Annotated in this window: 21 protein-coding genes and 2 pseudogenes; 18 read left to right on the top strand and 5 right to left on the bottom strand. The window is 41.7% G+C overall.

Annotated features, from left to right (window positions below):
- The first annotated feature begins 16 nt into the window (after positions 1-16).
- The 14 genes and pseudogenes from ACEWFH_RS17660 to ACEWFH_RS17595 all read left to right on the top strand — a co-directional run bounded on the left by ACEWFH_RS17660 (position 17) and on the right by ACEWFH_RS17595 (position 13,063).
- Positions 17-720 (top strand): annotated as a pseudogene (locus tag ACEWFH_RS17660) (polysaccharide deacetylase family protein).
- Positions 721-827: 107 nt separating this feature from the next.
- Positions 828-1,169 carry an FAD-dependent oxidoreductase gene (locus ACEWFH_RS17655; protein WP_473725052.1) on the top strand — a complete coding sequence of 114 codons (342 nt, stop codon included), beginning with the start codon at positions 828-830 and terminating at the stop codon, positions 1,167-1,169.
- A 32-nt stretch (positions 1,170-1,201) separates the two neighbouring features.
- A complete protein-coding gene (locus tag ACEWFH_RS17650; protein ID WP_473725051.1) occupies positions 1,202-2,131 on the top strand; it encodes a phytoene desaturase family protein in 930 nt (309 codons plus the stop codon).
- Between the two features lie 3 nt (positions 2,132-2,134).
- The gene (locus ACEWFH_RS17645; RefSeq protein WP_473725050.1) at positions 2,135-3,004 is read left to right on the top strand and encodes an RNA polymerase sigma-70 factor; all 870 of its coding nucleotides are present in this window, start codon (positions 2,135-2,137) and stop codon (positions 3,002-3,004) included.
- Between the two features lie 18 nt (positions 3,005-3,022).
- The gene (locus ACEWFH_RS17640) at positions 3,023-3,586 is read left to right on the top strand and encodes a GNAT family N-acetyltransferase (RefSeq protein ID WP_473725049.1); all 564 of its coding nucleotides are present in this window, start codon (positions 3,023-3,025) and stop codon (positions 3,584-3,586) included.
- Between the two features lie 17 nt (positions 3,587-3,603).
- On the top strand, positions 3,604-4,287 hold the full coding sequence (locus ACEWFH_RS17635; RefSeq protein ID WP_473725048.1) for an HAD family hydrolase: 684 nt from the start codon (positions 3,604-3,606) through the stop codon (positions 4,285-4,287).
- A 231-nt stretch (positions 4,288-4,518) separates the two neighbouring features.
- On the top strand, positions 4,519-6,150 hold the full coding sequence (locus tag ACEWFH_RS17630; protein WP_473725047.1) for a M4 family metallopeptidase: 1,632 nt from the start codon (positions 4,519-4,521) through the stop codon (positions 6,148-6,150).
- A gap of 270 nt (positions 6,151-6,420) precedes the next feature.
- Complete coding sequence (locus ACEWFH_RS17625) at positions 6,421-7,317, top strand: AraC family transcriptional regulator (protein ID WP_473725046.1); 897 nt, start codon at positions 6,421-6,423, stop codon at positions 7,315-7,317.
- 6 nt (positions 7,318-7,323) lie between these two features.
- Positions 7,324-8,573: pseudogene (gene wecB, locus ACEWFH_RS17620) on the top strand (non-hydrolyzing UDP-N-acetylglucosamine 2-epimerase).
- 73 nt (positions 8,574-8,646) lie between these two features.
- Positions 8,647-10,635 carry a hypothetical protein gene (locus ACEWFH_RS17615; protein WP_473725045.1) on the top strand — a complete coding sequence of 663 codons (1,989 nt, stop codon included), beginning with the start codon at positions 8,647-8,649 and terminating at the stop codon, positions 10,633-10,635.
- Positions 10,632-11,336: a glycosyltransferase gene (locus tag ACEWFH_RS17610; protein WP_473725044.1), complete on the top strand. Its 705-nt coding sequence runs from the start codon at positions 10,632-10,634 to the stop codon at positions 11,334-11,336. The genes ACEWFH_RS17615 and ACEWFH_RS17610 overlap by 4 nt, the downstream gene beginning before the upstream one ends.
- Positions 11,337-11,376: 40 nt before the next feature.
- Positions 11,377-11,898, top strand: a complete 522-nt coding sequence (locus tag ACEWFH_RS17605) for a hypothetical protein (protein ID WP_473725043.1) — start codon at positions 11,377-11,379, stop codon at positions 11,896-11,898.
- 35 nt (positions 11,899-11,933) lie between these two features.
- Positions 11,934-12,509: a glycosyltransferase family 4 protein gene (locus ACEWFH_RS17600; protein ID WP_473725042.1), complete on the top strand. Its 576-nt coding sequence runs from the start codon at positions 11,934-11,936 to the stop codon at positions 12,507-12,509.
- A gap of 17 nt (positions 12,510-12,526) precedes the next feature.
- The gene (locus ACEWFH_RS17595; protein WP_473725041.1) at positions 12,527-13,063 is read left to right on the top strand and encodes a hypothetical protein; all 537 of its coding nucleotides are present in this window, start codon (positions 12,527-12,529) and stop codon (positions 13,061-13,063) included.
- A 40-nt stretch (positions 13,064-13,103) separates the two neighbouring features.
- Here ACEWFH_RS17595 and ACEWFH_RS17590 read toward each other — a convergent pair whose 3' ends face one another.
- The 5 genes from ACEWFH_RS17590 to ACEWFH_RS17570 form a co-directional block, all read right to left on the bottom strand.
- Complete coding sequence (locus ACEWFH_RS17590; protein ID WP_473725040.1) at positions 13,104-14,528, bottom strand: tetratricopeptide repeat-containing glycosyltransferase family 2 protein; 1,425 nt, start codon at positions 14,526-14,528, stop codon at positions 13,104-13,106.
- Entirely contained in the window at positions 14,509-16,188 is a 1,680-nt protein-coding gene (locus ACEWFH_RS17585; protein ID WP_473725039.1) for a glycosyltransferase, read from the bottom strand. Before ACEWFH_RS17585 ends, ACEWFH_RS17590 begins: the two co-directional genes overlap by 20 nt.
- The gene (locus tag ACEWFH_RS17580) at positions 16,161-17,825 is read right to left on the bottom strand and encodes a tetratricopeptide repeat protein (RefSeq protein ID WP_473725038.1); all 1,665 of its coding nucleotides are present in this window, start codon (positions 17,823-17,825) and stop codon (positions 16,161-16,163) included. The genes ACEWFH_RS17585 and ACEWFH_RS17580 overlap by 28 nt, the downstream gene beginning before the upstream one ends.
- A gap of 26 nt (positions 17,826-17,851) precedes the next feature.
- On the bottom strand, positions 17,852-18,187 hold the full coding sequence (locus ACEWFH_RS17575; protein WP_473725037.1) for a glycosyltransferase: 336 nt from the start codon (positions 18,185-18,187) through the stop codon (positions 17,852-17,854).
- A 67-nt stretch (positions 18,188-18,254) separates the two neighbouring features.
- The gene (locus ACEWFH_RS17570; protein WP_473725036.1) at positions 18,255-23,375 is read right to left on the bottom strand and encodes a DUF6385 domain-containing protein; all 5,121 of its coding nucleotides are present in this window, start codon (positions 23,373-23,375) and stop codon (positions 18,255-18,257) included.
- Positions 23,376-23,852: 477 nt separating this feature from the next.
- Between ACEWFH_RS17570 and ACEWFH_RS17565 the strand changes: the two genes are divergently transcribed.
- From ACEWFH_RS17565 to ACEWFH_RS17550, 4 genes are all read left to right on the top strand, one after another.
- Positions 23,853-24,260 carry a GNAT family N-acetyltransferase gene (locus ACEWFH_RS17565; RefSeq protein WP_473725035.1) on the top strand — a complete coding sequence of 136 codons (408 nt, stop codon included), beginning with the start codon at positions 23,853-23,855 and terminating at the stop codon, positions 24,258-24,260.
- Between the two features lie 11 nt (positions 24,261-24,271).
- Positions 24,272-24,820 (top strand): GNAT family N-acetyltransferase, encoded by a 549-nt coding sequence (locus ACEWFH_RS17560; protein ID WP_473725034.1) that lies wholly within the window; start codon positions 24,272-24,274, stop codon positions 24,818-24,820.
- A 214-nt stretch (positions 24,821-25,034) separates the two neighbouring features.
- Positions 25,035-25,217 (top strand): alpha/beta-type small acid-soluble spore protein, encoded by a 183-nt coding sequence (locus ACEWFH_RS17555; protein ID WP_066392178.1) that lies wholly within the window; start codon positions 25,035-25,037, stop codon positions 25,215-25,217.
- Positions 25,218-25,367: 150 nt separating this feature from the next.
- On the top strand, positions 25,368-25,805 hold the full coding sequence (locus tag ACEWFH_RS17550) for a MarR family winged helix-turn-helix transcriptional regulator (RefSeq protein WP_473725033.1): 438 nt from the start codon (positions 25,368-25,370) through the stop codon (positions 25,803-25,805).
- Positions 25,806-25,812: the final 7 nt, after the last annotated feature.

Below are 25,812 nucleotides of genomic sequence, written 5' to 3'. Positions count from 1 at the left end.
CAACAAGGAGAAGTAAATGAAGAAAATAGTGATATACGTAAGCTTTTCAATCGTACTATTTGTTGTATTGGCATACAGCGGTTTAAAGTTGAGCAATTCGCGGGACTTTCAGTTTTTGGAGGATTGGTAACAAAAGCAGATACTGCTGAGAAAGTAGTTGCCTTAACGTTTGATGATGGACCTACAGACAGCACGAATGAAATTTTGTCCATTTTAAAAGAAGAGGAAGTTAAAGCTACTTTCTTTGTAACGGGAAGGGAGATAGAAGAGAACCCAGAAGCGGCAAAAGAGATTGTTGCAGCTGGACATGAACTCGGAAATCATTCCTATTCTCATGAACGAATGGTCTTGAAAACACCTTCTTATATTAAAAGTGAGATTGAAAGAACAGATGAGTTGATCCGCAAAGCAGGTTATGAAGGGAAGATTCAGTTTCGTCCGCCATTTGGTAAAAAGTTAATCGGACTGCCCTATTACTTAGATAAACACGATCGAAAGACAATCCTATGGAACATAGAGCCGGAAACCTATCCAGAAATAGCATCTGATTCTACGAAAATTGTGAAGCATGTTAGTCGTAAGGTTCAGCCTGGATCGATTATTCTGCTTCATGTTATGTATAACAGCCGAGAGGAATCAATGAAATCTGTAAAAGGTATCATTACGGATTTGAAGGAAAAGGGATATACGTTTAAAACGGTGTCTGAATTGGTTGAATAAAAATAGAGGAGCGCACTTGATAAAGTGGGCTCCTTTTATCCATAAACAAGTATCCTTTTTTTGTCACAAAACAAAATCCTTTCTCGTCTTGTTTGTAAAGGGAGAAAGTGAGTGATGGAAAAATGAATAAATACGATGTAGCCATTATCGGTGGAGGAATTGCTGGATTGACAGCTGCTGCATATGTAGCGCAAGCCGGAATTTCTGTTGTGGTAGTAGAGAAAGGTAACCTATTGGGTGGCCGCGCACAAACCATTCATAAAAATGGAGTGCTTTTTAACTTGGGAGGTCATGCACTATACAGAGGTGGAGCAGGGGAGAAAATTTTAAAAGAGTTACAAGTAAAAGTGACAGGGGAATTCCCGATACAAAAGGATATGCACTCTGGAATGGAGAGTTATTACATTTGCCGGATTCCTTGGCGAGCCTGTTCAAAACTAAACTTTTAACCTGGTCTGGAAAAATGGAGCTTAGCAAGATCATGATGAAGCTTCGAAACCTAGATACATCAACAATTCCACCTATCAGTTTGCGTGATTGGGCAGAGAACAATATGAAAGATCCGATGGTTCGTCATGTGTTCTACGCACTCTGCAGAACATCAACTTATTGCATCAATCCTGATCAACAGCTGGCGAGTGCGGTCATTCAACAAGTTCAGCTTGGTATGAGAGGTGTTCTGTATATAGACGGCGGCTGGGAATCAATCGTGGAAAAACTGCGGATTAAAGCCGTTGGTGCAGGAGCGATTATTCTCACCAATAAAACAGTAGCTTCTATTGAATATGGAAATGAGCATCAACTGCAGTTTATAGATGGAGATACGATGGAAGTTCCTAACGTACTCTTAACATGTGGTCCAGACCAATCGTGTAATCTGATAAAAAATGCGGATGGAACGATGCTTGATAAATGGAAACAACAGGCTCAGCCAATTTATGCTGCATGCCTTGATGTGGCATTGAAAAATCTCCCGAATCCTACTCATCATTTTGCCATTGGCATTGATCAACACATTCTATTCTCCAATCATTCTCGAGCTTCCAAACTAGGTGAAGAGGGTTCGAAGGTGCTGCATCTCATCAAATATTTGGGAACAGAGAAAGAAACGAAGACGGAAGCAAACAAACAAGAATTAGAAAGCATAATGGATCTCATGCAGCCTGGATGGAGAAAGGAACTTGTAGCTCAGCAATTTCTTCCGCACATGGTAGTGGTGCAAGACTGTATCACTATTCAAGATAAACAATATTTCGGCCCGAGTGTACCTGAAATACCAGGACTGTATATTGCAGGAGATGGAACGGGACATGGAGAAATGTTGGTGGACGCAGCGTTTGCCAGTGCAAAACGAGCAGCGGAAATCATCATACAACACAATGGGTTCCAGGTTTTGTCTAGGGAGGCTTAAGACATGATAGAGAGTCAGACTGAGCAACATTATAAAACGTATAGACCGCTGTTGTTTTCATTGGCATACAGAATGTTAGGCAGTGTTCAGGATGCAGAAGATATTGTACAAGACGCGTATTTCACTCTGAGTACGACGGCAACGGATCATATTCAAAACGTAAAAGCGTATCTATGTAAAATCGTGACCAATCGATCCATTGACTTACTAAAATCGGCTCGTAAGCAAAGAGAAACCTATATAGGTCCCTGGCTTCCGGAACCTCTTTTGCTAGATAGCAAGGATGATCCTGAACAAAACTATGTGATGAAAGAATCACTCTCAACCGCCTATCTGCTTTTATTGCAACAGCTATCGGAAACCGAACGTGCCGTGTTTCTGCTTCGGGAAGTTCTTCAATATGATTATGAAACGATTGCAGACGTTGTAGGAAAGAACAGTACCAACTGCAGACAGATTTTCAAACGAGCGAAAAAGGCGATTGGCAACCACGCAGCCACTGACCAATCAGCGACACTTAAAGCTACCGCACTAACCGAGCAGTTCGTAACAGCGGTTGTTTCAGGCAATGTTAACAACCTTCTAAAATTGCTTGCTATTGACGCAACGCTATTATCTGACGGTGGCGGGAAAACGAAAGCAGCTATGGTCCCTATATTGGGGGCGGAGCGAATCTCTCGTTTTTACGTGGGAATCATGGCAAAAACAACAGAAGAATTTTCTTATCATTTTACTACAGTTAATGGCGATCCTGGCATTGTGCTCTATATTTCGGATCAAGTATTTGGTGTTCTTTCACTTCATATAGAAAACGAATTGATTCAAACGATATATTGGGTCGTTAATCCAGACAAACTAAATCACATTAACTAGCATACTCGGAGGTACACAATGAAACCAATCCTATTAGACTTTCCAACAGAATTCACAACCGACCGCCTGCTGATCCGCATGCCGGAGCCTGGTGATGGAAAAGAAATGTATGAAGCAATTTCAGCATCAATAGAGGACCTTAAGCCATGGCTGCCTTTTGCCCACATTGATCAAAGTGAAGAAGATGTGGAAGCAAACATTCGCGAGGCGCACCTGAAGTTCTTAAGCAGGGAAGATCTGCGCCTGCTTGTGTTTTTAAAAGAAACAGGGAAATTAATTGCTTCATCTGGATTACACCGTATTAATTGGGGCATCCCCAAATTTGAGATTGGGTATTGGATCGACTCCCGCCATACGGGTAAAGGATACATGACAGAAGCCGTTCAAGGAATAACGGATTTTGCGGTAAATGAATTAAAAGCGCGCAGAATCGAGATCCGATGTGATACGCGCAATGTTAAAAGTGCAGCCATTCCTGAACGACTAGGTTTTACGTTAGAAGGTGTACTGCGCAACGACTCATTAGAAATGGGTTCAACGACCAAACTTCGAGATACAAGCGTTTATGCAAAGGTATTTTAATAGCAGGAGGTTTTCTCTTGATAAAAGCAGTGTTTTTCGATTTATTTGAAACGCTCATTACGGAATGGAAAGACGGGCAGAAGAAAGCTACCTATTCTATTGAACTACTAGGAATGGATTGGAATATTTTTAAACGTGAATGGGATAGTAAGAGAGAGCTTCGAATGGACGGGACTTTTCCTAATCACCCAAGCGTCTTGAGAGATATTTTAAGTTCACAAGGACTAGCGCTGATTCCTGAAGTTATTGAAGAAGTCTACCAAGCAAGAGTTTCAGCAAAGAAGGTTCCTTTCCAAGAGATAAGTTCTGATGTGTTAGAACTGCTGCAATCCTTAAAAGACAGAGGGTTAAAGCTATGTCTTATTTCTAACGCAGCGAGAGAAGAAGTTTGCGCTTGGCAATCGTGCATTCTTGCAAACTATTTTGATGAAGTGATCTTTTCATATGAAGTGAGGGCTGCGAAACCAAACAAGCAAATCTACCAAATCGCTTGTGAAAAACTTGGAGTGTTAGCACATGAATCAATTTTTATAGGTGATGGTGGAGCGAACGAATTAGTTGGTGCAGCGGCCTTTGGTATGAACGCGTACCATGCGACATGGTTTTTGCCAGATGAAATCAGTGACAAGATTACTGGCTTTCCGAAGCTTAAAAAACCATTAGAGCTTCTAAATCAAGATAGCGTGAAGTCCATTTTATAAACAGGTTATTGGAAAGGTAGATACAGAAAACTAGCACATGAATGTGTTAGTTTTCTTTTTTTAAGTAAAGAAGACCTACTTCAAAAATATGCCATCGGACTCTATGATTTTGTTTTTCATTTTTTGCTCTAGTAACAACTCTTTAACTTTCTGAAAATTCGTATAAATAGTTTTAGAGAGGTGATATGATGTTGCTTACTTAGAAGAAAAAAGGAAAATGGAGGAATAACGATGAGAACAAAGAAGTGGGTTGCGATGGGGATTGCGGCATCTTTAATTGCAGGTGCGTTTGGAACACCAGCTATGGCTGCTGCAGAAAATGTGAAGGTGAAAGTGAACAGCGAATCTGGAACACCAGCTTTTTTAGCAGGTAAATTATCAGCACCTTCAAAAGCATCAGCTCAGCAAGTACTTTTTGAATACGTGAACGATCATAAATCTCTTTTTAAACTAGGCAACAAAAAAGCAGAAGAGTCATTCTCAATCTTAGAAAGCACGAAAGAAGACAACGGAAACACGGTACTCAGACTTCAGCAGGAATACAACGGAATTCCGGTTTGGGGCTACACACAAGTGGCGCATATCAATAAAGAAGGAGAACTGACGGTCATCTCCGGTGAAGTTGCTCCTGAATTGGACAAGCAGACCAAACTGAAGAGCGCGAAACAGATCAGTGGTAAAAAGGCAGTGGGAATTGCAACAGCGGCACTTGGTTTTAATCCGCAGTTTGAAAAAACACCTAAAGCAGACAAAGTCGTGCTGATGAAAGATGGAGCGGCGCATTACGCGTATCTCGTAAACCTAAATTTCCTCACACCTGAGCCAGGGAACTGGAATTATTTTATTGATGCAGATTCTGGTGAAATCCTGCACCGTTATAACGACATGCACGAGGTAACGGGAACGAATACAACTGGAACAGGTAAAGGCGTTCTAGGAGATTCGAAAACGCTGAACCTAACCCTATCTAGCGGCAAGTATTATATGCAAGACAACACCCGAGGAAATGGGATCTTTACCTACGATATGAAGAACCGTACATTCTTGCCGGAGCTTTTCCTGCCAGGAACGCTTTACAGTGGCACAGACAATGTATTCGACAGCTCGTACGACCAAGCCGTTGTTGACGCTCATTACTTTGCTGGTTTGACGTACGATTATTATAAGAATACACACGGGCGAAACTCCTATGATAACAAAGGGGCACAGATCAAATCATCCGTTCACTTTAATAAAAACTACAACAACGCGTTCTGGAACGGTTCGCAGATGGTCTACGGTGACGGTGATGGAACAAACTTTATCGCGTTCTCTGGCGGGATTGACGTAGTAGCCCACGAACTGACACATGCTGTAACGGATACAAGTTCTGACCTTGTGTATCAAAATGAATCAGGAGCTCTGAACGAAGCGATGTCAGACATTTTTGGAACATTAGTAGAATACTATAACGGCAAGAATCCAGACTTTGAAATCGGAGAAGATGTGTACACGCCTGCGATAGCGGGAGATGCACTCCGTTCGATGTCAGATCCAGCAAAATATCAAGATCCAGACCACTATTCAGTAAGATATACAGGAACTGGTGACAACGGAGGCGTTCATATCAACAGCGGAATCATCAACAAAGCAGCGTATCTATTAAGTGAAGGCGGCAGCCATTATGGCGTTTCCGTAACAGGAATCGGACGAGCAAAGCTAGGTGCGATCTTCTACCGCATGAACACGGTGTACTTAACGTCTTCCTCTAATTTCAGCCAAGCGAGAGCGGCAGCGGTTCGCGCGGCATCTGATCTTTACGGCGCTGGGTCGCAAGAAGTCACTTCTGTGAACCAGGCGTTTAATGCAGTAGGTATTCAATAAGCAGTTGTGAGCTAGAACCTGATTGTAGGTTCTAGCTTTTTCTATAGGCAGTTTGCGAAAAGTGTCGAGGTTTATAGACTCGTGGATTAGAGGCCAAGACTCGCGGATTGGAGACCAAAACTCGTGGATTGACAGCCCGAACTCGTGAATTGCCTCTCATCAGAAGGGCTGCCTACACCGATATAGAATAAGTAAAAGCGATAACTTAGCAAAAAGGTTAAGAACGAATGGACGTTCGTGTATATGATAGACATAGGGTAGGTGATGGAGATGGATTATGAAGTTTGCATACAGCGGACACTGGATTATATTGAGGAGAACTTGAACGAACGAATCACGTTAGAGGAGCTTGCAGAGCTCGCTTGCTTTTCGCCTTTTCATTATCATCGGGTGTTTCAGTTTCTTGTTGGTGAATCCGTCATGGAGTATGTGCGGAAGCGAAGGCTGTCGCATGCGGCACAGCGACTATTGCAATCCGACGAAAAAGTGATTGATATCGCTTTTGATCTAGGGTTTCAATATCACGAGTCGTTTAACCGAGCATTTAAAAAATACTATGGCCGGTCACCAAGAGAGTATCGCAGTGCAACGGTTCATCCTGTCTCTCTTCATCAAAAAGCTTACCTGAATATGAAACGCTATATGGGAGGTATTAATATGGAAATGAAACTCATTAAAAAACCAGCTCTTCACATCATCGGCTATGACTTAAACACACGCAACACAGACGGTGAAAACAATAGAGAGATTCCAAAGTTTTGGATGCATTATATTCAAAATAATCTCGGTGATCAGATTCCAAATCCGCTTTACAAAAACCAAGAACTTGGATTGTGTACAGAATACAATACAACAACGGGTGAGTTTGTTTACATGATCGGGATGGAAGTGGCAGAAGGAACTCCTGCTCCAGAAGGTATGTCCTATAGATCGTTTCCTGAAATGGAGTATGCTGTTTTTACAACGCCAAAAGCATCAGAGGAAAACTTTGTAGGATCCATTCAGCAAACATGGGTGGAGATCTTCTCGAAATGGTTCCCGGATTCAGGTTATGAGCATGACGGCACAGTCGAGTTTGAACTGTATGACGAGCGCTGCTACGGAAATGAAAACAAACAGATCGATATTTACATCCCTGTTGTGAAAAAAGCTGTAAAAACGATATAACAAACTATGACGCTCTTTTTGCTCACTTCAGCAGAAAGGGTGTTTTTTTGTGCGGAAAAACGAATGTTACCTGGTGTTTTTTCATATTTTGATAAAAGAGAAAAAGGAGAAGGAGCGTCTATGAAAATAGTTACTGTGATTGGAACAAGACCTGAAGGCATAAAGATGGCCCCTGTCCTTCATCGATTACAAAAAGATGAACGTATAGAGAGTATCCTTGTAAACACAGCTCAGCATAGAGAAATGCTGGATCAGATTATAGGGCTATTTGAGTTGAAAGCTGATTATGATTTAAACATTATGAAAAAACAACAGTCGCTAGAGAGCATCAGTTCGGAGATTTTAAATAAGCTATCTGTCATTTTGGAACTGGAGAAACCGGACCTCGTTTTGGTACATGGTGATACGACCACTTCTTATATGAGCGCGTATGCCTCTTTTTTAAAACAAATCCCCGTTGCACATATTGAAGCGGGCCTTCGAACGTCGAGTTTATTCGCTCCTTTTCCGGAAGAGGGGAACAGGCGGCTAATCGCACAACTGGCGACCTATCATTTTGCAGCAACTCCATTAAATCGTGAAAATTTGTTGAGAGAGAACATTTCTCCATCAAGCATTAAAGTGGTGGGCAATACGGTGATCGATGCGTTATACCAAGTGTTGCATTCGAGAAAAAAGATACCAAAATCTATTGCGCAAATTCTGCAAAGCAATAAAAAGTTGATCGTCGTGACAGCCCATCGCAGAGAAAATATGAATCATTTGAATGGCATTTTTGAAGCGATAAAAAAGATTCTAAGAACGCATCATGATGTTGAAGTGATATTTCCTGTTCACAAAAATCCGCAAATCCATCGCAAGGTAAATAAAGCGTTTCAGTCAGAAAATCGGATGCATGTTGTTGAACATCTTCCTTATGATGTTTTTGTACATGTTTTAAAACATGCTTACCTTATTCTTACCGATTCAGGGGAATTCAAGAAGAAGCGGCAGCACTATTAAAGCCAGTGCTCGTGATGAGAGAAGAAACCGAAAGAAAAGAAGGGGTATCTTCTGGCATTCTAAAAGTAATCGGTGTAAGTCCTGCATCCATATATCATGAAGTTCAGCAGCTGTTACTACATGCAGAACGTTATACAACGATGACGATGAGCAAGAATCCGTACGGTGACGGTAAAGCATCCGAGCGAATCCTTGATTTTATCCTATCATCCGATATCGCTCAGTCTGTTATACAGAAAAGGAAGTCGATGTAGGAGGAAGGATGCTAATCGCAAAAAGATTCATAAACATAAATCTGTAAGATCAAAAGGAGTGGAAATAACCCGGATGTTAAAAGTCGTTCACACGATGTTGGTGTTCATTCAAGATGGTCAAGATCTTATTATGCTTCAACAGTGTTTAGCGAGTTTAACAAAAACAAAAGATACATGCTGCGTGTTTTTTAATCAAGGTTGTCTTTCAAACAGTGATCTTCAACAAGAGCTTGAGAAATTTGATTTATCGTTCACCATTCTTGGCGAGGGTGAAAATAAAGGAATCCCATTTGCACGTCAAACATGTTTTGAGTACATCTGGGAGCATCTTCCGGAATGCACGTATATTACAGAAATTCATCCAGATATGCTGTTTCCGTGTAATTGGACAGCACCGTTGTGTGAGTACTTAGAAAAACACCCTGTAGAACCTTGTGTTTCCCCAGGCATTTTAACCGCTTTTGGAGAGTGGCATCCACATCAAAAGGGCACACAGGTTGTTGAAATGCCAAGTGAGCCCGATCAAATTATTTCTTTACTGAAATGGTTTGAACTACCTAAGATTACCGAAGGATTTGTTCATCCTGTTATGCACAGAGCAGATTTGCTGCAAAAAGTAGGGAGCTATAATCTTAATCACTTAAAAGGGAAACAAGGGTATGAGGATGATTATTTGCTGTTGTCTTATTACAGAGAGTTAGACCTGCCTTACCATTGGAAACCGAAAGCAAATCTGCAATCCGTGGTGTATCACAAGACAATGGCACAACGTATGAATTTCACTGACCTCGAGCAACAAGCAAGCGTTAATCTAACTGGTCTTATCCAACGATTTGGAAAAGAAGGGTTGGATGATTTGAATCGTATTCATCAAGCGGAACTCATTGTGAGTAAACATGCTGAACGTGTTGTTGTTTTCGGGGAAGTGAATAAAGAAACACATGAGTTTGGTCAGCACGCCACCGCCGTTTTGGTTGAAACGAGAAAAGAAAAGATGAAGCATCAGGATTTTCAAATACGTGATTTAGATATGCTCCCTACGCTCAAACAAAAGCCCAATATCACGATTGTGACACATCCATTTTGGGTGACTCAATATGCCCAATTACAGCCAAAGTTTTTGATCAGTATGCTTAGTTGTGATGATTACCAGACAACAAGATATTTTCAATTTTACAAAGAAAGTCTGTACAATCTATCCGATGTCATCATTGTAAACAACGTAGAAGAATTCTTTATTCAATCCCTGCGCTATCCCTCCGTTTTCTATATACAGAATGCATGGAAATCCGATCAAAACACACCACTGTATCCATACTCAGAAAAAGAGGAACTGCTTAACCAATTAATTGCGTGTTATGAACACAGTGATTCTGTCCAAGCGCTAAAGCGTGGTCAGATAAATAAGAGAATTGCCGATTTAAAAAGACAGCTAGAATGGGATACCCATAACGAAAACGTGATAAGTACTCTTGCAAAGTATTTATATCTTAATCATGAATTTCATGAAGCAGAGCGTTATTTTTTTGAAGCGTTTGCTAGAAATGTAGCCTTTCAGCGAGAGGACGGCCTCTTAAAATACTATCCTTGGATCGCACTCTCGCAATGCAGACAAGACAAACTGGTAGAGGCGATTAATAGTTTTGGTATTTTGGCTACGACAGATGAAAATAAGCAGATTTATGAATGCCTTTTAAATGAATACAACTTAGGTCGTTTTACAACGGCAAAAGGACTGCTGATGTTTGCGCTGGGTGACTGGATCTATACAGAGGAATTAATAGAAGATGACACCAGTATTGAATCCGTAGATCTCGTGAAAAATATGTATTTAAAAATGAAGCAATATTTAAGGCCAACAATCTCTGGTCAATCAGAAACTATTTTTGCACTATTAAGCGATTCGGAACAACTAAAGGTGAAAGCAGAAATGGAAGAGCTGCAGAATCAAAAATCCCGCGCCATTCATTATTACTTACAGGCGGCATGCAAGGATGAAGTTCAACTGGATCACATTATACGAATGCAGACGGCAGAAAACTATTTAAATGGAAATCAATGAGAGAGGAGGAAGCAGATGCTGAGACCTGTCCGAAAAAAGAAGGAAATCGGCTAACCGCGATCATGCAGGTTCGGAATGAAGAAAATAAATATTTGGAAGCCGTTTTGGAATCACTCTCAGATGTTGTGGATGACATGGTCATTGTTGATGATAACAGCACGGATCGAACCGTTGAAATATGCAGATCGTTTTCTAAAGTCAAAGAAGTAGTGGAGCTTAGTGAATCGTCTTTTCATAAGGAGTGGGTGCTCAGGAGCCGCCTTTGGAAAGAAGTGTGCAAGCATGAACCAGACTGGATTCTTTCCATTGATGCAGATGAAATGTTTGAAGACAATGTTCAAGATAAAATCCGTGAGCTGATTAACCAAGATCAATACGATTGGATCGCATTTCGTATGTACGATTTCTGGGGAGGTACCACGCATTATAGAGAAGATGAACATTGGAACCTCCATAAAAGGCACAGCAAGATGCTAGTTAGATACCTACCGGGATTTCCTTATTATTATCTGCAGCAAGACCATCACGTCCATCGAATTCCGTTTTCGTACAACGCACTTTGGGGATCACTATCGGATGTGCGAATTAAACATTTTGGTTGGGCAGGATCTTTTAATGAACGAAGAAAAAATATGAAAGATACAAACAAATTGATCCTGAAGGAAAATGGGGAAGCCTCGAACAATATGAATCGATCTTAGAACCTCATCCAAACCTTGTGGAATGGAGGGATGCAGAATTATGAGTGCCGATCGAACAGTCTCGATATTAACACACAGTTTTCTTGACGGTTACAACCACCGGATAACGAAGATTTTCGCTGGTGGATTGGAACGCTATATTTATGAATTGAGCCTGCTTATCTCACAGTTAGGTTACTCTGTTGAGATTCATCAGCTCAGCTTTTCAGAACCGTTTGAAACGATCTATGAAGATGAGCATTTAAAAGAAGTTAAAATAATAGGTCACCAATGCGGTGATTTAGAGCAGATTCCACAACTTTTCGAGAATATGGCTTGTGAGGCGACTGGCCAGCTTCTATACGCAAGCTGTATTTGGCATGCCATTCCCTACAAAAAGGGAAGTCTAGGCATTTGTCACGGAATCAACTGGGATCGCATAGAATTAATGTTAGATACAAAGAATACCGTTCGCGAAAACGTACAGAATGCACTAACTTCATTAAAAAGCTCGTTTCGGTTGATTCACATTTTCTCACGTATTGCCGTTCAACGAGCTTCTATACAGATCCGGAAAAAGTAGAGCTCATACCCAATTTTGTAGATACGACTCAATTCGTGCCACAAGCCTATAAACACAATAAACGTCTTAAAATCTTGTATCCACGGAGAATCAGTCATGAAAGAGGGATTCTACAGATGATGGCGGTTGCGGATAGGCTGCTTGAGAAACATGAGCATATAGAGATCGAATTTGCAGGTGAAACGATAGAAGGTGCAGAGGTAACAACAGCCTTTCGATACTGGATGAAACATCATCCTCATGTGGATCGAATTATTCATAACGTTTACGCTTTTTACGAGATGAAGAATGCATACATTGGTGCAGACTTAGCCGTTATTCCAACGATTTATTCAGAAGGCACCTCATTGTCTTGCTTGGAAGCGCTCAGCTCAGGACTGCCGGTCGTGAGCTCTAATGTAGGCGGACTGAACGATATCATAATTGATGGATTTAATGGAAGACTTGTAACACCAACAGTTGAAAGGCTGGAGAGCGTGATATCAGAATTGATTCAGAATCCCGAGAAACGAAAAGAACTTGCTGACAACAGCAGAAACACAGCGAAAGCATTTGATATGAAGCGATGGAAAAAGCAATGGATTACGGTATTGAACGATTACTTAACATGAAAACAGGGTGATACATCATGCCGAATTACAATGTCTTTGGTAATCTGAGAGAACCTGTCGTTTATCAAGATATATCTGCAGCAAGTGCACAAAACGGTGTAAATTATCGTGTAACAACCGGGATTGTAGCTGTTGCAGCTAATAGTTACCTAGCTATCCAGTTGGATAATCCATCAACTTCACGTTATACGGCACGAATCGGAAGGATTTTTGGCGGTGCTATCTCTAATACGGCTGTCTATTTAATGCGAGGAGGAACAATAGCGGGAGGAGTAACGCTACAGCCTGTGAATACGAATTTTGGTTTTACAAATGCCAGCCAATTGATCCCTACGTTCACAAACACAACGGGTGGCGTTACGTCGAATCCAGCAGTGGGCAGTACGACGTTCAGCACGATTATTCAAGCAACAGGACCGATTGATAATGACGAGATCGGAAAAATTATTGTACCTCCTAATACACGCCTGATCGTAAATCTGCAAAGTTTAGCTGGCGGAACAAATACACTTGCGATTACGCTCGGATGGGCGGAAGTAAGTCCAGTTTCATAAAAAAAGAGGAGATGTCCTCTTTTTTTATGTGAAATAACTGTTATAAGAATAATTCCACAATCTGCTGAGGTGATAGTTTCGGTAGTGGGGCTTTAGGTATGTGAAGTTCTGTTAAACGAATGAATGCCTGTGAACGCATCATTCGGAATAAGGGTTCGTTATTCGTAATAGTTGAAGAAATAATAGCTTGCTGTTCAGTTTTATTTAACAGATCGGATGGTACAAGCTCTAATATGTTTCTCGCAAGAGCATCGTTACTAAAAAAAGGAATCCATTCTAGTAAAACCCTCCACTGTTCTCGTTGGAATAGGTGCTGATATTGGCATACGAACTTCATAACTTCCTCTTCTTCGTCTAGAGCCAATGTCAGCAAGCACCAGCGTGCCCAAGCTGCTGTAAACGTGGGAAGCTCACTAAAAGCAACTCTATAAAAGTGCCGTGCTTTTTCATAGTCTAGCAGCCTCTCATAGGTGTTGCCTAAAATATAGGAAGTTCTGTAACTTCCCGAGCCTCCCATTACAGAAAGGTGTCCTTCTTCATGACAAGAGTGCAAAGCATTTCTTAAGGCTTCAACAGCAGAGTCGTAATCCTTTTCTGACAGGAAAATCTCTGCTTGTATATCATGTAAGTCGGTAAAATGAGGATAATAAACCAATCCCTTTTCAACAAGCTGCAGTACCATATCACGATCATTCCTCCACCTGTATAGAGAAACCGTCTTTAACAAAACATCTGGAAAGATATCAGAAGAAATCGGTAACTTCTCCAGAATCGAAATAAATGTTTCAAGGGCTTTCTCGTTGTTGCCGTGCTGCAGCAGTTCAGATCCATATGCGTAAAGGTAACGTGCGTTAGAGGGATTTTCCTTTAATGCCATTTGAACGAGAAGCAGATTTCTTTCGTTCTTATTTTTTTCATACAAGGTCTGATTCAAGTAGCCATAATGGTTCAGCACAATGGATGCTGAATGAATCTGATCACCTTTCTTTAGTATGGACGGAGTAACATCCTCATGAATTCTTCCGCTAAAGTAATAGCCTTTAAAATTCCGAAATAACCGGCAGGACGTATCACAATAATAATCCGCAGGGTTGTACGAACCGATGAAATTTTTGAATTCTACATAATAAGCGGAAGCATTACCTCGCTGTATCGTTTCTTTAAAAAGGAAAACACTGCTTTCTGCTAGCTCTTCATCCGCATCCAATACGAAGATCCAATCACAGGTCGCGAGCTTAAGCCCTGCATTTCGTGCATCGGCAAAATGATGATTCCACCGATAAGGCACAATCACCGCGCCGTATTGTTGAGCAATTGAAAGCGTGTGATCACTTGAACCTGTATCCACAATAATGATTTCATCAACAATGTCACTCACAGAATCTAAACAGCGAGTTAATTGGGTTTCTTCATCTTTAACAATCATGCATAAAGTAACCGTTTGCTTAGTAGGTTCGTGGTTCATATTCAATCAGCCCTTCATCATAAGGAAGAACCGTGTTCGCTGAATGCACGAGTTCAATTCTTTGATTTTGCAAGAATGATGCAAAATGTTGCTCAGCCACTCGAGATAGCGTTTGTACACGCTGATATTTAGAAGAAATCTGAAATGTCTTTTTCATTTGGCTCTCTTCTTTTTCCCAACTTTTCATATAGAAGTGAAAGTGCTCAAAACATCCTGCTGCAAACAAGACATGAGCGATTCGTTCCGCTTCAATTAAAGAATGTAACCTCTTTTCTGATAAATTAGCTGGCGGCAACGTGTTATGAGAAAGGTTTTTCAATCTAGAGTGAAGTTTCCATTCTTCTTCTGTGACGGGTTGACGAGATAGCAAACGGCACTCTACCTTCAGCTCACGTAAATGCGCTTTCTCATGTGTGCTAATCCATTCATCCCTAAGCCAGTCCTCAATAAAACGAAGGACGGTTTGGTAACATTGGCAGCGAAGAAGCACATCTTGTATGACGCCCCTGTCTTTAAAAGTGGACACTTTAAATTTCTGTTGAACGAGGTCGTATAATTCGGATTCTTTTCCATTGTTGCGTATCAGCTGAAAGGCTCTAAATATAGGACGAAGGTGAGTGGCATTTTGCTGATAGGAGGTGAAATAAAAATGAAGAGCTCGTTCGTCATCACCAAGCGCTTCGTTAACGAGACCTAATAAGTAGGCGGTCGAAAACGTTCCAATACCGCTTTCGGTGTGATATTTAACTGGCTCAGATAAAGTGAATGCGCGACTCAGACTCTCTTCGGCTTCTTGATTCTTGCCCATAGCCAGGTAATAGGTTCCTTTATAGTGAAGAAGGTCCGTATAGTCCGGATACCTTGCTAATCCTCTGTTGCAGCATTCAATGGCCTCTTCTAGCCGGTTCAGCGCACCATAGCACCTGGATTCAAACTTATACAAAAGGTGCGCATAATTGGAGAGAGGATCTACGAGCTCAATGGACTTTTGAAATGCAGCAAGTGATTTTTCGAACTCTCCCGTTTGCAAGTATTCAACGCCAATGTTGTATAGATGAAAAGCATGGTTCGGATTACGTTCAAGCTCTTTTAGAAGCAGGGAGATATTGCGTTGGGATTTGTTTTTGGCAGAATAAATGTCAGGCTGGTAGCCGTAATGACGAACCTTCACGTTCGTCATAACAAAACGCGCATCAGGGTTATAACGCTGGATTGTCTCACTAATCTGTTCATGAATGCTGCCTGTAAATCGAAAAGCAGGTACGTTTCGAAACATGCGGATTGTCGGGTTAATACTCGCTTCCGTATCAGAAAAATAATTGTGTATCCTAAAAAAATAAGCTTCAGCATCTTCATAGTCAGCCCAAGCCTGCACATCATCAATGCTTGCAGGATCGAGCACTTCGTCTGCATCCAAGAATAAGATCCAGTCACTTTTCGCCTTTTCAACACCTAGATTCCGGGCCCATGAAAAATCATTTCTCCACTCTGTTTGAATCACTTTTGCTCCATAGCTCTCAGCGATTTGAACGGTACGGTCGGTGGAGCCAGTATCGACAACAATCATTTCGGAAACAAGGTGCTTGACGCTCTCTAAGCAATTCGCCAAAACATGCTCCTCGTCTTTAACAATCATACAGAGGGCGATGGTATTTGGCATAACGCGTTCCTCCTTTGTTTTCCTCGCCAACTTGCACACCAGCGGGATTTAGAAGCAAGTTCAATAGAAAGGTTAACTTTTTGAAGGTGAGCTGCAAATAGCGGGTATTCAGGAAATTTTTCTGCCGACTGGACAAGTTCCGTTTTCGCTTGCTGAAGATAGCAAAGCCCAGCTCCGATGTGTGCTTCTGTGATAGCGGGATCGAGTTTCAATGCTGACTCAAAACAATAAGATGCCTGCGCCCAATCTTTCTCAGCATATAAGATTTGCCCGAGCAGGAAAGTACCTTCTCCGTCTAGCAAGTTATCTTGACTCAACGTTTCCATAAGGGAGCGGGCAAGTCGAGAATAGCCCTCATAAAACATCATCTTAGCAGAATAAAGCCGAAGCTCTGGGCAGGTCGTCATCAGTTTCGTTAAAAGGGAGTGATAGCCGTACGTGATGCATAAATGTATAAGCGGTTTAAGAAAGAGTAAGAAGTCAATGAGCTTCTCCTCGGCAAATCCGGTTGTTAAGGATTCAACCAACTGTTTGTAAAACGTATGATTCTTTTGTTGTTCTATCCATTTCATACAAACAGACGGAATTTCACTGTTTCGTTCCAATGCATGCAGCAATAAAACCTGAAAGAGGTGATCAGATACGGCTATGTCAGATTGCAGCATGTTTTCAACTTCATGCAGTGCTCTATTTTCGTCGATTGCTAACAAAAGGCTTAATACATATTTGTCTTGAAGTTCAGGTGGTTTATTTCTCAAACTCTCAACCTTTGTTACAAACTCCTTATAACAACCTCCATAATAAAAAGCATGACAAAGCGCAACCTCGACCACCTCTTTTAAAGCTGGATTGTTGAGAGAAGGGGTGAGGAGGTGATGCAATTCTTTAACAAGTTCGGCATCGGAAAGATGAGAAGCAATCAGGATATCAATTACTCCATAAAGCGCTTCTTCGTAATAAGGACAGGAGTTGAGAGCTTGGATATAATAATTTAACGCATCTGAATGTGCCGACCATTGAACAGCAATCTTTCCCATTTCGGTATATGCTAAAAAACTATTGCTTCCTGCTTCAGTTACATAATGAGAACATTGCTTAATCTCTGTTGCTTTTTTGAACATTCTTAGCGCTTTTTCATCTTCTTTTTCTCTTTTGTACGCAAGTCCGAAATGATAATACAAATCCGGGTAATCTGAATAGTTCTCTATTTCCTTGTCTAGCAGAGACTTTATTAAGTAAGGCTGATCGAGTTTCAGGTATAACTTGCATAAGTCTTTAATAATCGTAGGACGATACGATGTTCTTTCCTCACATAACAGCATTGCCTGCTCCATCCTTATCTTTGCTTTTTCACGCTCACCCCTATTCTCATAGGCCATTCCTAAGTGGTACAAATAAAAAGGATTTTCAGGATGACACTGAACCGTTTTTTCTAAAATGGATAAATTACGCATGGCTTTATTTTTGTTCTGCGTAATGGCAGGTAAGTATCCGTAATGAATCAACTTAAAAGAAAGCTGTCCTATCATGGTTGAATTTTTGTGTTTACCTTGAATAGAAGGAAGTACATCCTCGTGGATAGGACCCGCAAACGAATAGTTTTCATTCGCACGAAAAACACGAATAGAAGGGTGCATAATTTTCTCGTGTAAGGAAGTGCCGACTAAGCTTTCAATTTCAAGGAAAAAGCATGACAAGCTGTGGTTTGTAATACACTCCTAAGTTCATTTCCGTTTCCCATAAAAACTTCATCCGCATCCATATAGATAATCCAATCGGTATTAGCGTAAGAAAGGGAAGTATTTCGTGCTATTGAAAAATCGCTTTGCCATTCTGTATTAATAACTTTCGCGCCATAGGTCTTAGCGATTGCTCTTGTTTGGTCTGAGGATCCTGTATCGACGATGACGATTTCATCTACAAATTCTTGGATACTGTCCAAGCAGCCGGCTAACCATTCTCCTTCGTTTTTCACAATCATATGAAGACCAAGAAGCATAATCGAAACCTCCTGTCCGTAAAAAATCCCTCTATCTTCATGATAGAGGGGGTAATCTGTGTTCATTCTATGAGCCTTGAGCATTAAATATGACACTGATTGTAGCCGTAGCTAGAGTCGTTGAAGTTCTGTAAGACAACCTTGTATATTTTAAAAAGCGCTGCGGCACTAACACATCCACCGAACCGGGGTTAATGTTCAAGCCGGTTACATCTGTAAACCAATTCGTTCCATTTGCGCTGATTTCAACAATGGTGTCAACGGTCCCTACATTGTTTGTGTTGTAGATAAAGAATGAATATGTTTCTAAAATGGATGTTGTGATGGTAGGAAGAGGAGTAAAGGCCGCTCCTGTGCCAACGGGTATATTTAAAAAGCTTTGTTCAACGAAAGTATTCTGAGAAACGGCAGTCAATGTTCCTGCAGTGATAGTAGCTCCAAGCACACTCGTAACCGTTCCATTAAGAAGGTTGTTGAGAGTCCCTCCGACAATCGTTGCGGCGAGAACGTTTTGCACGGTCGTAATGGTTCCAGCGGTAATTGTCGCGCCAAGAACACTAGTGATGGTTCCGTTAAGAATATTGTTGAGTGTTCCACCAAGCAGAGTGACGTTGCCAGTAACGTTGGCATTGACGGTTCCAGTAATGGCATTGATCGTTCCTCCGACAATAGTAGCGGCAAGAACGTTTTGCACGGTCGTAATGGTTCCAGCCGTAATCGTCGCGCCAAGAACACTAGTGATCGTACCGTTAAGAATATTGTTGAGTGTTCCACCAAGAAGAGTAACGTTGCCAGTAACGTTAGCATTGACCGTTCCAGTTATGGCGTTGATAGTGCCCCCGACGATAGTAGCGGCGAGAACGTTTTGCACGGTCGTAATGGTTCCAGCGGTAATCGTCGCGCCAAGAACACTAGTGATGGTTCCGTTAAGAATATTGTTGAGTGTTCCACCAAGCAGAGTGACGTTGCCAGTAACGTTGGCATTGACGGTTCCAGTAATGGCATTGATCGTTCCTCCGACAATAGTAGCGGCAAGAACGTTTTGCACGGTCGTAATGGTTCCAGCCGTAATCGTCGCGCCAAGAACACTAGTGATCGTACCGTTAAGAATATTGTTGAGTGTTCCACCAAGAAGAGTAACGTTGCCAGTAACGTTAGCATTGACCGTTCCAGTTATGGCGTTGATAGTGCCCCCGACGATAGTAGCGGCGAGAACGTTTTGCACGGTCGTAATGGTTCCAGCCGTAATCGTCGCGCCAAGAACACTAGTGATGGTTCCGTTAAGAATATTGTTGAGTGTTCCACCAAGAAGAGTAACGTTGCCAGTAACGTTAGCATTGACCGTTCCAGTTATGGCGTTGATAGTGCCCCCGACGATAGTGGCAGCCAATACGTTTTCAACAGTGTTGATCGTTCCAGCAGTGATGGTCGCTCCCAAAACACTATTAATTGTGCCGTTTAGTATGTTATTTAACGTTCCGCCAAGCAGTGTGACGTTACCTGTAATGTTGGCATTGACCGTTCCAGTTATGGCGTTGATAGTGCCCCCGACGATAGTGGCAGCCAATACGTTTTCAACAGTGTTGATCGTTCCAGCAGTAATGGTAGCTCCTAAGACACTGGTGATCGTTCCGTTTAAAATGTTGTTTATTGTTCCGCCAAGCAGAGTAACGTTGCCGGTGACATCTGCAGAAACGGTTCCTGTAATGGAGTTGATTGTTCCGCCGACTATGGTAGCAGCCAATACGTTTTCAACAGTGTTGATCGTTCCAGCGGTAATGGTAGCTCCTAAGACACTAGTGATCGTTCCGTTTAAAATGTTGTTTAATGTTCCGCCAAGCAGAGTGACGCTGCCAGTGACATCAGCAGTCACCGTACTTGTAATGGCATTGATGGTGCCGCCGACGATAGTGGCAGCCAATACGTTTTCAACAGTGTTGATCGTTCCAGCAGTGATGGTAGCTCCAAGAACACTAGTGATAGTTCCGTTTAAAATGTTGTTTATTGTTCCGCCAAGCAGAGTAACGTTGCCGGTGACATCTGCAGAAACGGTTCCTGTAATGGAGTTGATTGTTCCGCCGACTATGGTAGCAGCCAATACGTTTTCAACAGTGTTGATCGTTCCAGCGGTAATGGTAGCTCCTAAGACACTAGTGATCGTTCCGTTTAAAATGTTGTTTAATGTTCCGCCAAGCAGAGTGACGCTGCCAGTGACATCAGCAGTCACCGTACTTGTAATGGCATTGATGGTGCCGCCGACTATGGTTGCAGCCAAAATATTTTCAACAGTATTGATCGTTCCGGCAGTGATGGTAGCTCCAAGAACACTAGTGATAGTTCCGTTTAAAATGTTATTTAGTGTTCCACCAAGCAGAGTGACGTTGCCGGTGACATCTGCAGAAACGGTTCCTGTAATGGAGTTGATTGTTCCGCCGACTATGGTAGCAGCCAAAATATTTTCAACAGTATTGATCGTTCCGGCAGTGATGGTAGCTCCAAGAACACTAGTGATAGTTCCATTCAAAATGTTATTTAGTGTTCCGCCAAGCAGAGTAACGTTGCCGGTGACATCTGCAGAAACGGTTCCTGTAATGGAGTTGATTGTTCCGCCGACTATGGTAGCAGCCAAAACATTTTCAACAGTGTTGATCGTTCCAGCGGTAATGGTAGCTCCTAAAACACTAGTAATCGTTCCGTTTAAAATGTTGTTAAGCGTTCCGCCGACCAGAGTGACATTCCCAATAACATCAGCTGTCACCGTTCCTGTAATGGCGTTAATCGTACCTCCAATGATAGTAGCCGCTAAAACATTTTCGACAGTATTAATTGTTCCGGCGGTGATGGTAGCTCCAAGAACACTAGTGATAGTTCCATTCAAAATGTTATTTAGTGTTCCACCAAGCAGAGTGACATTCCCAGTAATATCTGCGGTCACAGTACCAGTTATGGCGTTAATGGTGCCCCCGACAATGGTTGCCGCTAAAACATTTTCGACAGTGTTGATTGTTCCGGCAGTGATGGTAGCTCCAAGAACACTAGTAATCGTTCCGTTCAGGATGTTGTTAACTGTACCTCCAAGTAGGGTGACGTTGCCGGTGACATCAGCAGAAACGGTTCCTGTAATGGAGTTGATTGTTCCGCCGACGATAGTAGCTGCTAAAACATTTTCAACAGTGTTGATTGTTCCGGCGGTGATGGTAGCTCCAAGAACACTAGTGATAGTTCCATTCAAGATGTTATTTACGGTTCCACCGAGCAGTGTGACGTTGCCAGTGACATCAGCAGTGAGTGTTCCAGTAATAGAGTTAATGGTGCCACCTACGATGGTGGCAGCTAATACATTCTCGACAGTATTAATAGTTCCAGCGGTTATGGTAGCACCTAATACACTAGTGATAGTTCCATTCAAAATGTTATTTACGGTTCCACCAAGCAGAGTGACATTCCCAGTAATATCGGCAGTGAGTGTCCCAGTAATAGCGTTAATGGTGCCTCCAACAATTGTAGCAGCCAATACATTCTCGACGGTGTTGATTGTTCCAGCAGTGATAGTCGCCCCAAGCACGTTTTCAATCGTATTTAAGGTCCCGGCCGTAATGGTAGCACCAAGAACACTTTGCAAGGTATTGATCGTGCCGCCGGTAACTGTAACAGAAGGGACCACGGCAGTAATTGTCCCAAGAATAGCATTGATGGTTCCACCTGTAATGGTAGCTGCAAGCACATTTTCAACCGTAGTTATTGTTCCTGCAGTAATCGTAGCTCCTAAAAGACCTTGCACGGTATTGATTGTGCCACCTGTGATGGTCACAGAAGGTATCTCTGCTGTAACTGTGCCTAAAATGGCATTAATCGTCCCGCCTGTGATGGTAGCGCCTAAAACATTTTCAACCGTATTAATTGTCCCGGCAGTTATCGTAGCTCCTAAAAGGCTTTGCACGGTATTGATTGTGCCACCGGTAACTGTAACAGAAGGGACTACAGCAGTAATTGTTCCAAGAATAGCGTTTATGGTTCCCCCTGTTATAGTAGCGCCTAGAACATTTTCAACCGTATTTAGGGTCCCAGCCGTAATGGTAGCACCAAGAAGACTTTGCACGGTATTGATCGTGCCACCAGTGATGGTCACGGAAGGGATTTCTGCAGTAACCGTTCCAAGAATAGCGTTTATGGTTCCCCCTGTGATAGTAGCGCCTAGAACATTTTCAACCGTATTTAGGGTCCCAGCAGTAATCGTTGCTCCAAGAAGACTCTGCACGGTATTAATTGTGCCGCCAATAACTGTGACAGAAGGAATCTCTGCAGTAACCGTCCCAAGAATAGCATTAATGGTTCCACCCGTAATGGTAGCGCCAAGCACACTTTCAACCGTATTTAGGGTCCCGGCAGTAATCGTTGCTCCAAAAAGGCTCTGCACGGTATTGATCGTGCCGCCTGTGATTGTGACAGAAGGAATCTCTGCAGTAACCGTCCCAAGAATAGCATTGATGGTTCCACCCGTAATGGTAGCCGCAAGCACATTTTCAACCGTATTAATTGTCCCAGCGGTGATCGTAGCTCCCAAAAGACCTTGCACGGTATTGATCGTGCCGCCTGTGATTGTGACAGAAGGAATCTCTGCAGTAACCGTCCCAAGAATAGCATTGATGGTTCCACCCGTAATGGTAGCTGCAAGCACATTTTCAACCGTATTAATTGTCCCAGCGGTGATCGTAGCTCCCAAAAGACCTTGCACGGTATTGATTGTGCCACCTGTGATGGTCACAGAAGGAATCTCTGCAGTAACCGTCCCAAGAATAGCGTTAATGGTTCCCCCAGAAATAGTAGCCGCAAGCACACTTTCAACCGAATTAAGGGTCCCGGCCGTAATAGTAGCACCAAGAAGACTTTGTACTGTATTGATCGTGCCGCCAGTGATGGTGACAGAAGGAATCTCTGCCGTAACCGTTCCGAGAATAGCGTTAATAGTACCGCCAGTAATGGTAGCGCCAAGTACACTTTCAACCGAACTAAGGGTTCCGGCAGTAATCGTTGCTCCCAAAAGACTTTGCACGGTATTAATCGTGCCCCCTGTAATGGTCACAGAAGGAATTTCTGCTGTAACTGTGCCTAAAATTGCATTAATCGTGCCGCCAGTAATGGTAGCACCGAGCACACTTTCAACTGAATTTAAATTTCCACCTAACACATACGTTAGACTTTTATTTGGTTTACATTTATGACAATCATGATCACAAAAAAGACTGCAGCGGGATCGCTGATAATCAAGGGAATGCTTTATTAAATTGTTGGTATTTAGAATAGAAGGAGATTGAAGACGCTTTGAATCCCTTTTGGCATCAACCTTTTTGTAATTTGGGATGGAAGGAGGCTGATTATCAATTAATGATTTAGGTGGGAGAGCCGTTTTACAATATAGCGTTTGTTTTTTTCTTCAAAATCATCCCTCCCCTGATGTTTATAGTAAGATATAGCTCCTAAACTACATTTAGAACAGCACACAAGCCATTTTAGGTTGTACAAAATCCAATCCGTTTGATATCTCATATTATCTAAACTTTTGTAAAAATGTGTTAAAATAAAAGTCTGAAAATTAATAGAAGTTCACGTTTGTATATAGGATAAATGCCGTTTTCAAGATTGATTACACTGAGGATTAGTCGCGATGAATGTAAGTGAGAACGAAATAAAATACATAAAAGATGATCAGGAGTTAGATGTCTCAGCATTTTTATCATTAGTAAAAGCTGTATGGCCAGGTAAGTACAATGAACAGTTATCAAAAGAAGCGTTTCAAAAAACAATAAATATCACAGCGTGGGAAAATGAAAAATTGGTTGGATGCTTAAGGCTATTAACAGATGGCTATTTCTTTGGCACAATCACTGAGATTCTTGTACGTCCTGACTATCAAGGTAAGGGAATTGGCAAACATTTAATGGATCTGGCCTGGGAAGTCAGTCCTACCTCTCTATTCTTAGGCGCACAGCCTGGGAAAGAAGCATTCTTTGAAAGAGCAGGTTTTACAAAATCGATTCAATCGTTTCAGAAGAAAAAGGAACGTAGAACATAAAGGGGAATACCATGCAAAAACAATTGCCCAAAGTACAACTTAGAGAGCTGAAGATAGAAGATGCAGAAGACCGCTATCAGTGGTGTCTAGATGAAGAAGTAACCAAGCATTTAAACATGCCAGATAGATATCCACCGTTTAGTATAGAAGAAACGAGAAAGTGGATTAAACAATGTATTACAAAAGAAAATGGTTACGAGCAAAAAGCGATTGTTAGTGAAACAGGTAAACATATAGGGTGGATCGACCTCAAAAATATAGATCGCTTAAACAATCATGCAGAGTTAGGAATTGCCATTGGAGACAAAGCGTATTGGGGCAAAGGATACGGGATTGCTGCCATGAAGGAAATGTTAAGTTACGGTTTTCGCGAACTGGACCTAAATAAAATATGGCTTCGGGTCGAGGCAGACAATGAAAAAGCCATTTCTTCTTACAAGAATGCTGGATATGTTGAAGAAGGTATTTTGCGACAAGACCGGTTAAGAAAAGGCATCTATGTGGACCGTTTGAGAATGAGTATTTTAAAAGAAGAGTACTTAAATCATTTATTAAAATAAATACCTGTTAAATTATTAAAGAAAAATGGAATAATTACTCATTTGGCGGGAAGTCTAAAGACATACAAAATATAGGTTTGCCACTTGTTTCACCACGGGGACGATTTAAATAATCGTCCTATTTTTTTATTAACAAATACTACCTATCCCTGTAACGCATAAGAACGATTCAATGTGGAATTATAATCTTAATTCAACAAGGAGGTGAAACAACATGGCTAACACAAACCAATTAGTAGTACCTGGTGCACAACAAGCTATCGACCAAATGAAGTATGAAATCGCTTCTGAGTTCGGTGTAAACCTTGGACCAGACAGCACTTCTCGTGCTAACGGATCTGTAGGTGGAGAAATCACAAAACGTCTAGTAGCTCAAGCTCTTGGCGGAAAGCGCTAATTAATTTAATATCATGGCTCGGCTATCTGTTCATCGCAGATAGCCTCTTTGTTTTTACATAAAAAATGTTTCTGTTTGACAATTGAGATGAAGTATTTTATATTAGTTGACGTATCAATGATTGAGCTATCAATTAATAAAAGGAGGGGGATGTTATTGTCCAACTCAACTATAGAAGATGAGAAGATCATTACCCGATTGTACGAGATCCATCGCAGGACAGCACCGAAGTTTGAAAGCTGTACAGGCATCAGTCAAACGCGACTGGAACTTTTACATGAACTGTATGAAGTAGAGGAAATCAGCCAAAGAGCTCTTCAAAAGAAAGTAAATATCGACCATGCTGCGGTCACAAGACATCTCAAGCAACTTGAAGAAAAGGGAATGATTATCCGACGGAAAGACCCTAAGGATCAGCGGTTTACGTATGTTTCTTTATCAGAAGAAGGCCGCACAAAAATCATTCACTACCGAGAAGAAAAAGAGAGGTTTATCTCGGGTGTCTTACATGACTTTTCAGATGAGGAGAGAAACGTTCTTCTCGACATGTTAACACGCATTCAGCACAACATTGAAAGATTTGAGTAACACCTAT

Source organism: Fictibacillus sp. EA-CB0309 (assembly GCF_055814265.1).
The sequence above is the reverse complement of the archived record's forward strand: the minus strand, read 5'-3'. Positions and strand labels throughout refer to the sequence as shown.

Excerpts from the sequence above, each read along its gene's own strand:
- ACEWFH_RS17650 (WP_473725051.1), top strand. The coding sequence starts at position 1,202 with ATGATGAAGCTTCGAAACCTAGATACATCAACAATTCCACCTATCAGT.
- ACEWFH_RS17645 (WP_473725050.1), top strand. The coding sequence starts at position 2,135 with ATGATAGAGAGTCAGACTGAGCAACATTATAAAACGTATAGACCGCTG.
- ACEWFH_RS17640 (WP_473725049.1), top strand. The coding sequence starts at position 3,023 with ATGAAACCAATCCTATTAGACTTTCCAACAGAATTCACAACCGACCGC.
- ACEWFH_RS17630 (WP_473725047.1), top strand. The coding sequence starts at position 4,519 with ATGAGAACAAAGAAGTGGGTTGCGATGGGGATTGCGGCATCTTTAATT.
- ACEWFH_RS17625 (WP_473725046.1), top strand. The coding sequence starts at position 6,421 with ATGGATTATGAAGTTTGCATACAGCGGACACTGGATTATATTGAGGAG.
- ACEWFH_RS17615 (WP_473725045.1), top strand. The coding sequence starts at position 8,647 with ATGTTAAAAGTCGTTCACACGATGTTGGTGTTCATTCAAGATGGTCAA.
- ACEWFH_RS17610 (WP_473725044.1), top strand. The coding sequence starts at position 10,632 with ATGAGAGAGGAGGAAGCAGATGCTGAGACCTGTCCGAAAAAAGAAGGA.
- ACEWFH_RS17605 (WP_473725043.1), top strand. The coding sequence starts at position 11,377 with ATGAGTGCCGATCGAACAGTCTCGATATTAACACACAGTTTTCTTGAC.
- ACEWFH_RS17595 (WP_473725041.1), top strand. The coding sequence starts at position 12,527 with ATGCCGAATTACAATGTCTTTGGTAATCTGAGAGAACCTGTCGTTTAT.
- ACEWFH_RS17590 (WP_473725040.1), bottom strand. The coding sequence starts at position 14,528 with ATGAACCACGAACCTACTAAGCAAACGGTTACTTTATGCATGATTGTT.
- ACEWFH_RS17585 (WP_473725039.1), bottom strand. The coding sequence starts at position 16,188 with ATGCCAAATACCATCGCCCTCTGTATGATTGTTAAAGACGAGGAGCAT.
- ACEWFH_RS17580 (WP_473725038.1), bottom strand. The coding sequence starts at position 17,825 with ATGCACCCTTCTATTCGTGTTTTTCGTGCGAATGAAAACTATTCGTTT.
- ACEWFH_RS17575 (WP_473725037.1), bottom strand. The coding sequence starts at position 18,187 with ATGCTTCTTGGTCTTCATATGATTGTGAAAAACGAAGGAGAATGGTTA.
- ACEWFH_RS17565 (WP_473725035.1), top strand. The coding sequence starts at position 23,853 with ATGAATGTAAGTGAGAACGAAATAAAATACATAAAAGATGATCAGGAG.
- ACEWFH_RS17560 (WP_473725034.1), top strand. The coding sequence starts at position 24,272 with ATGCAAAAACAATTGCCCAAAGTACAACTTAGAGAGCTGAAGATAGAA.
- ACEWFH_RS17555 (WP_066392178.1), top strand. The coding sequence starts at position 25,035 with ATGGCTAACACAAACCAATTAGTAGTACCTGGTGCACAACAAGCTATC.
- ACEWFH_RS17550 (WP_473725033.1), top strand. The coding sequence starts at position 25,368 with ATGTTATTGTCCAACTCAACTATAGAAGATGAGAAGATCATTACCCGA.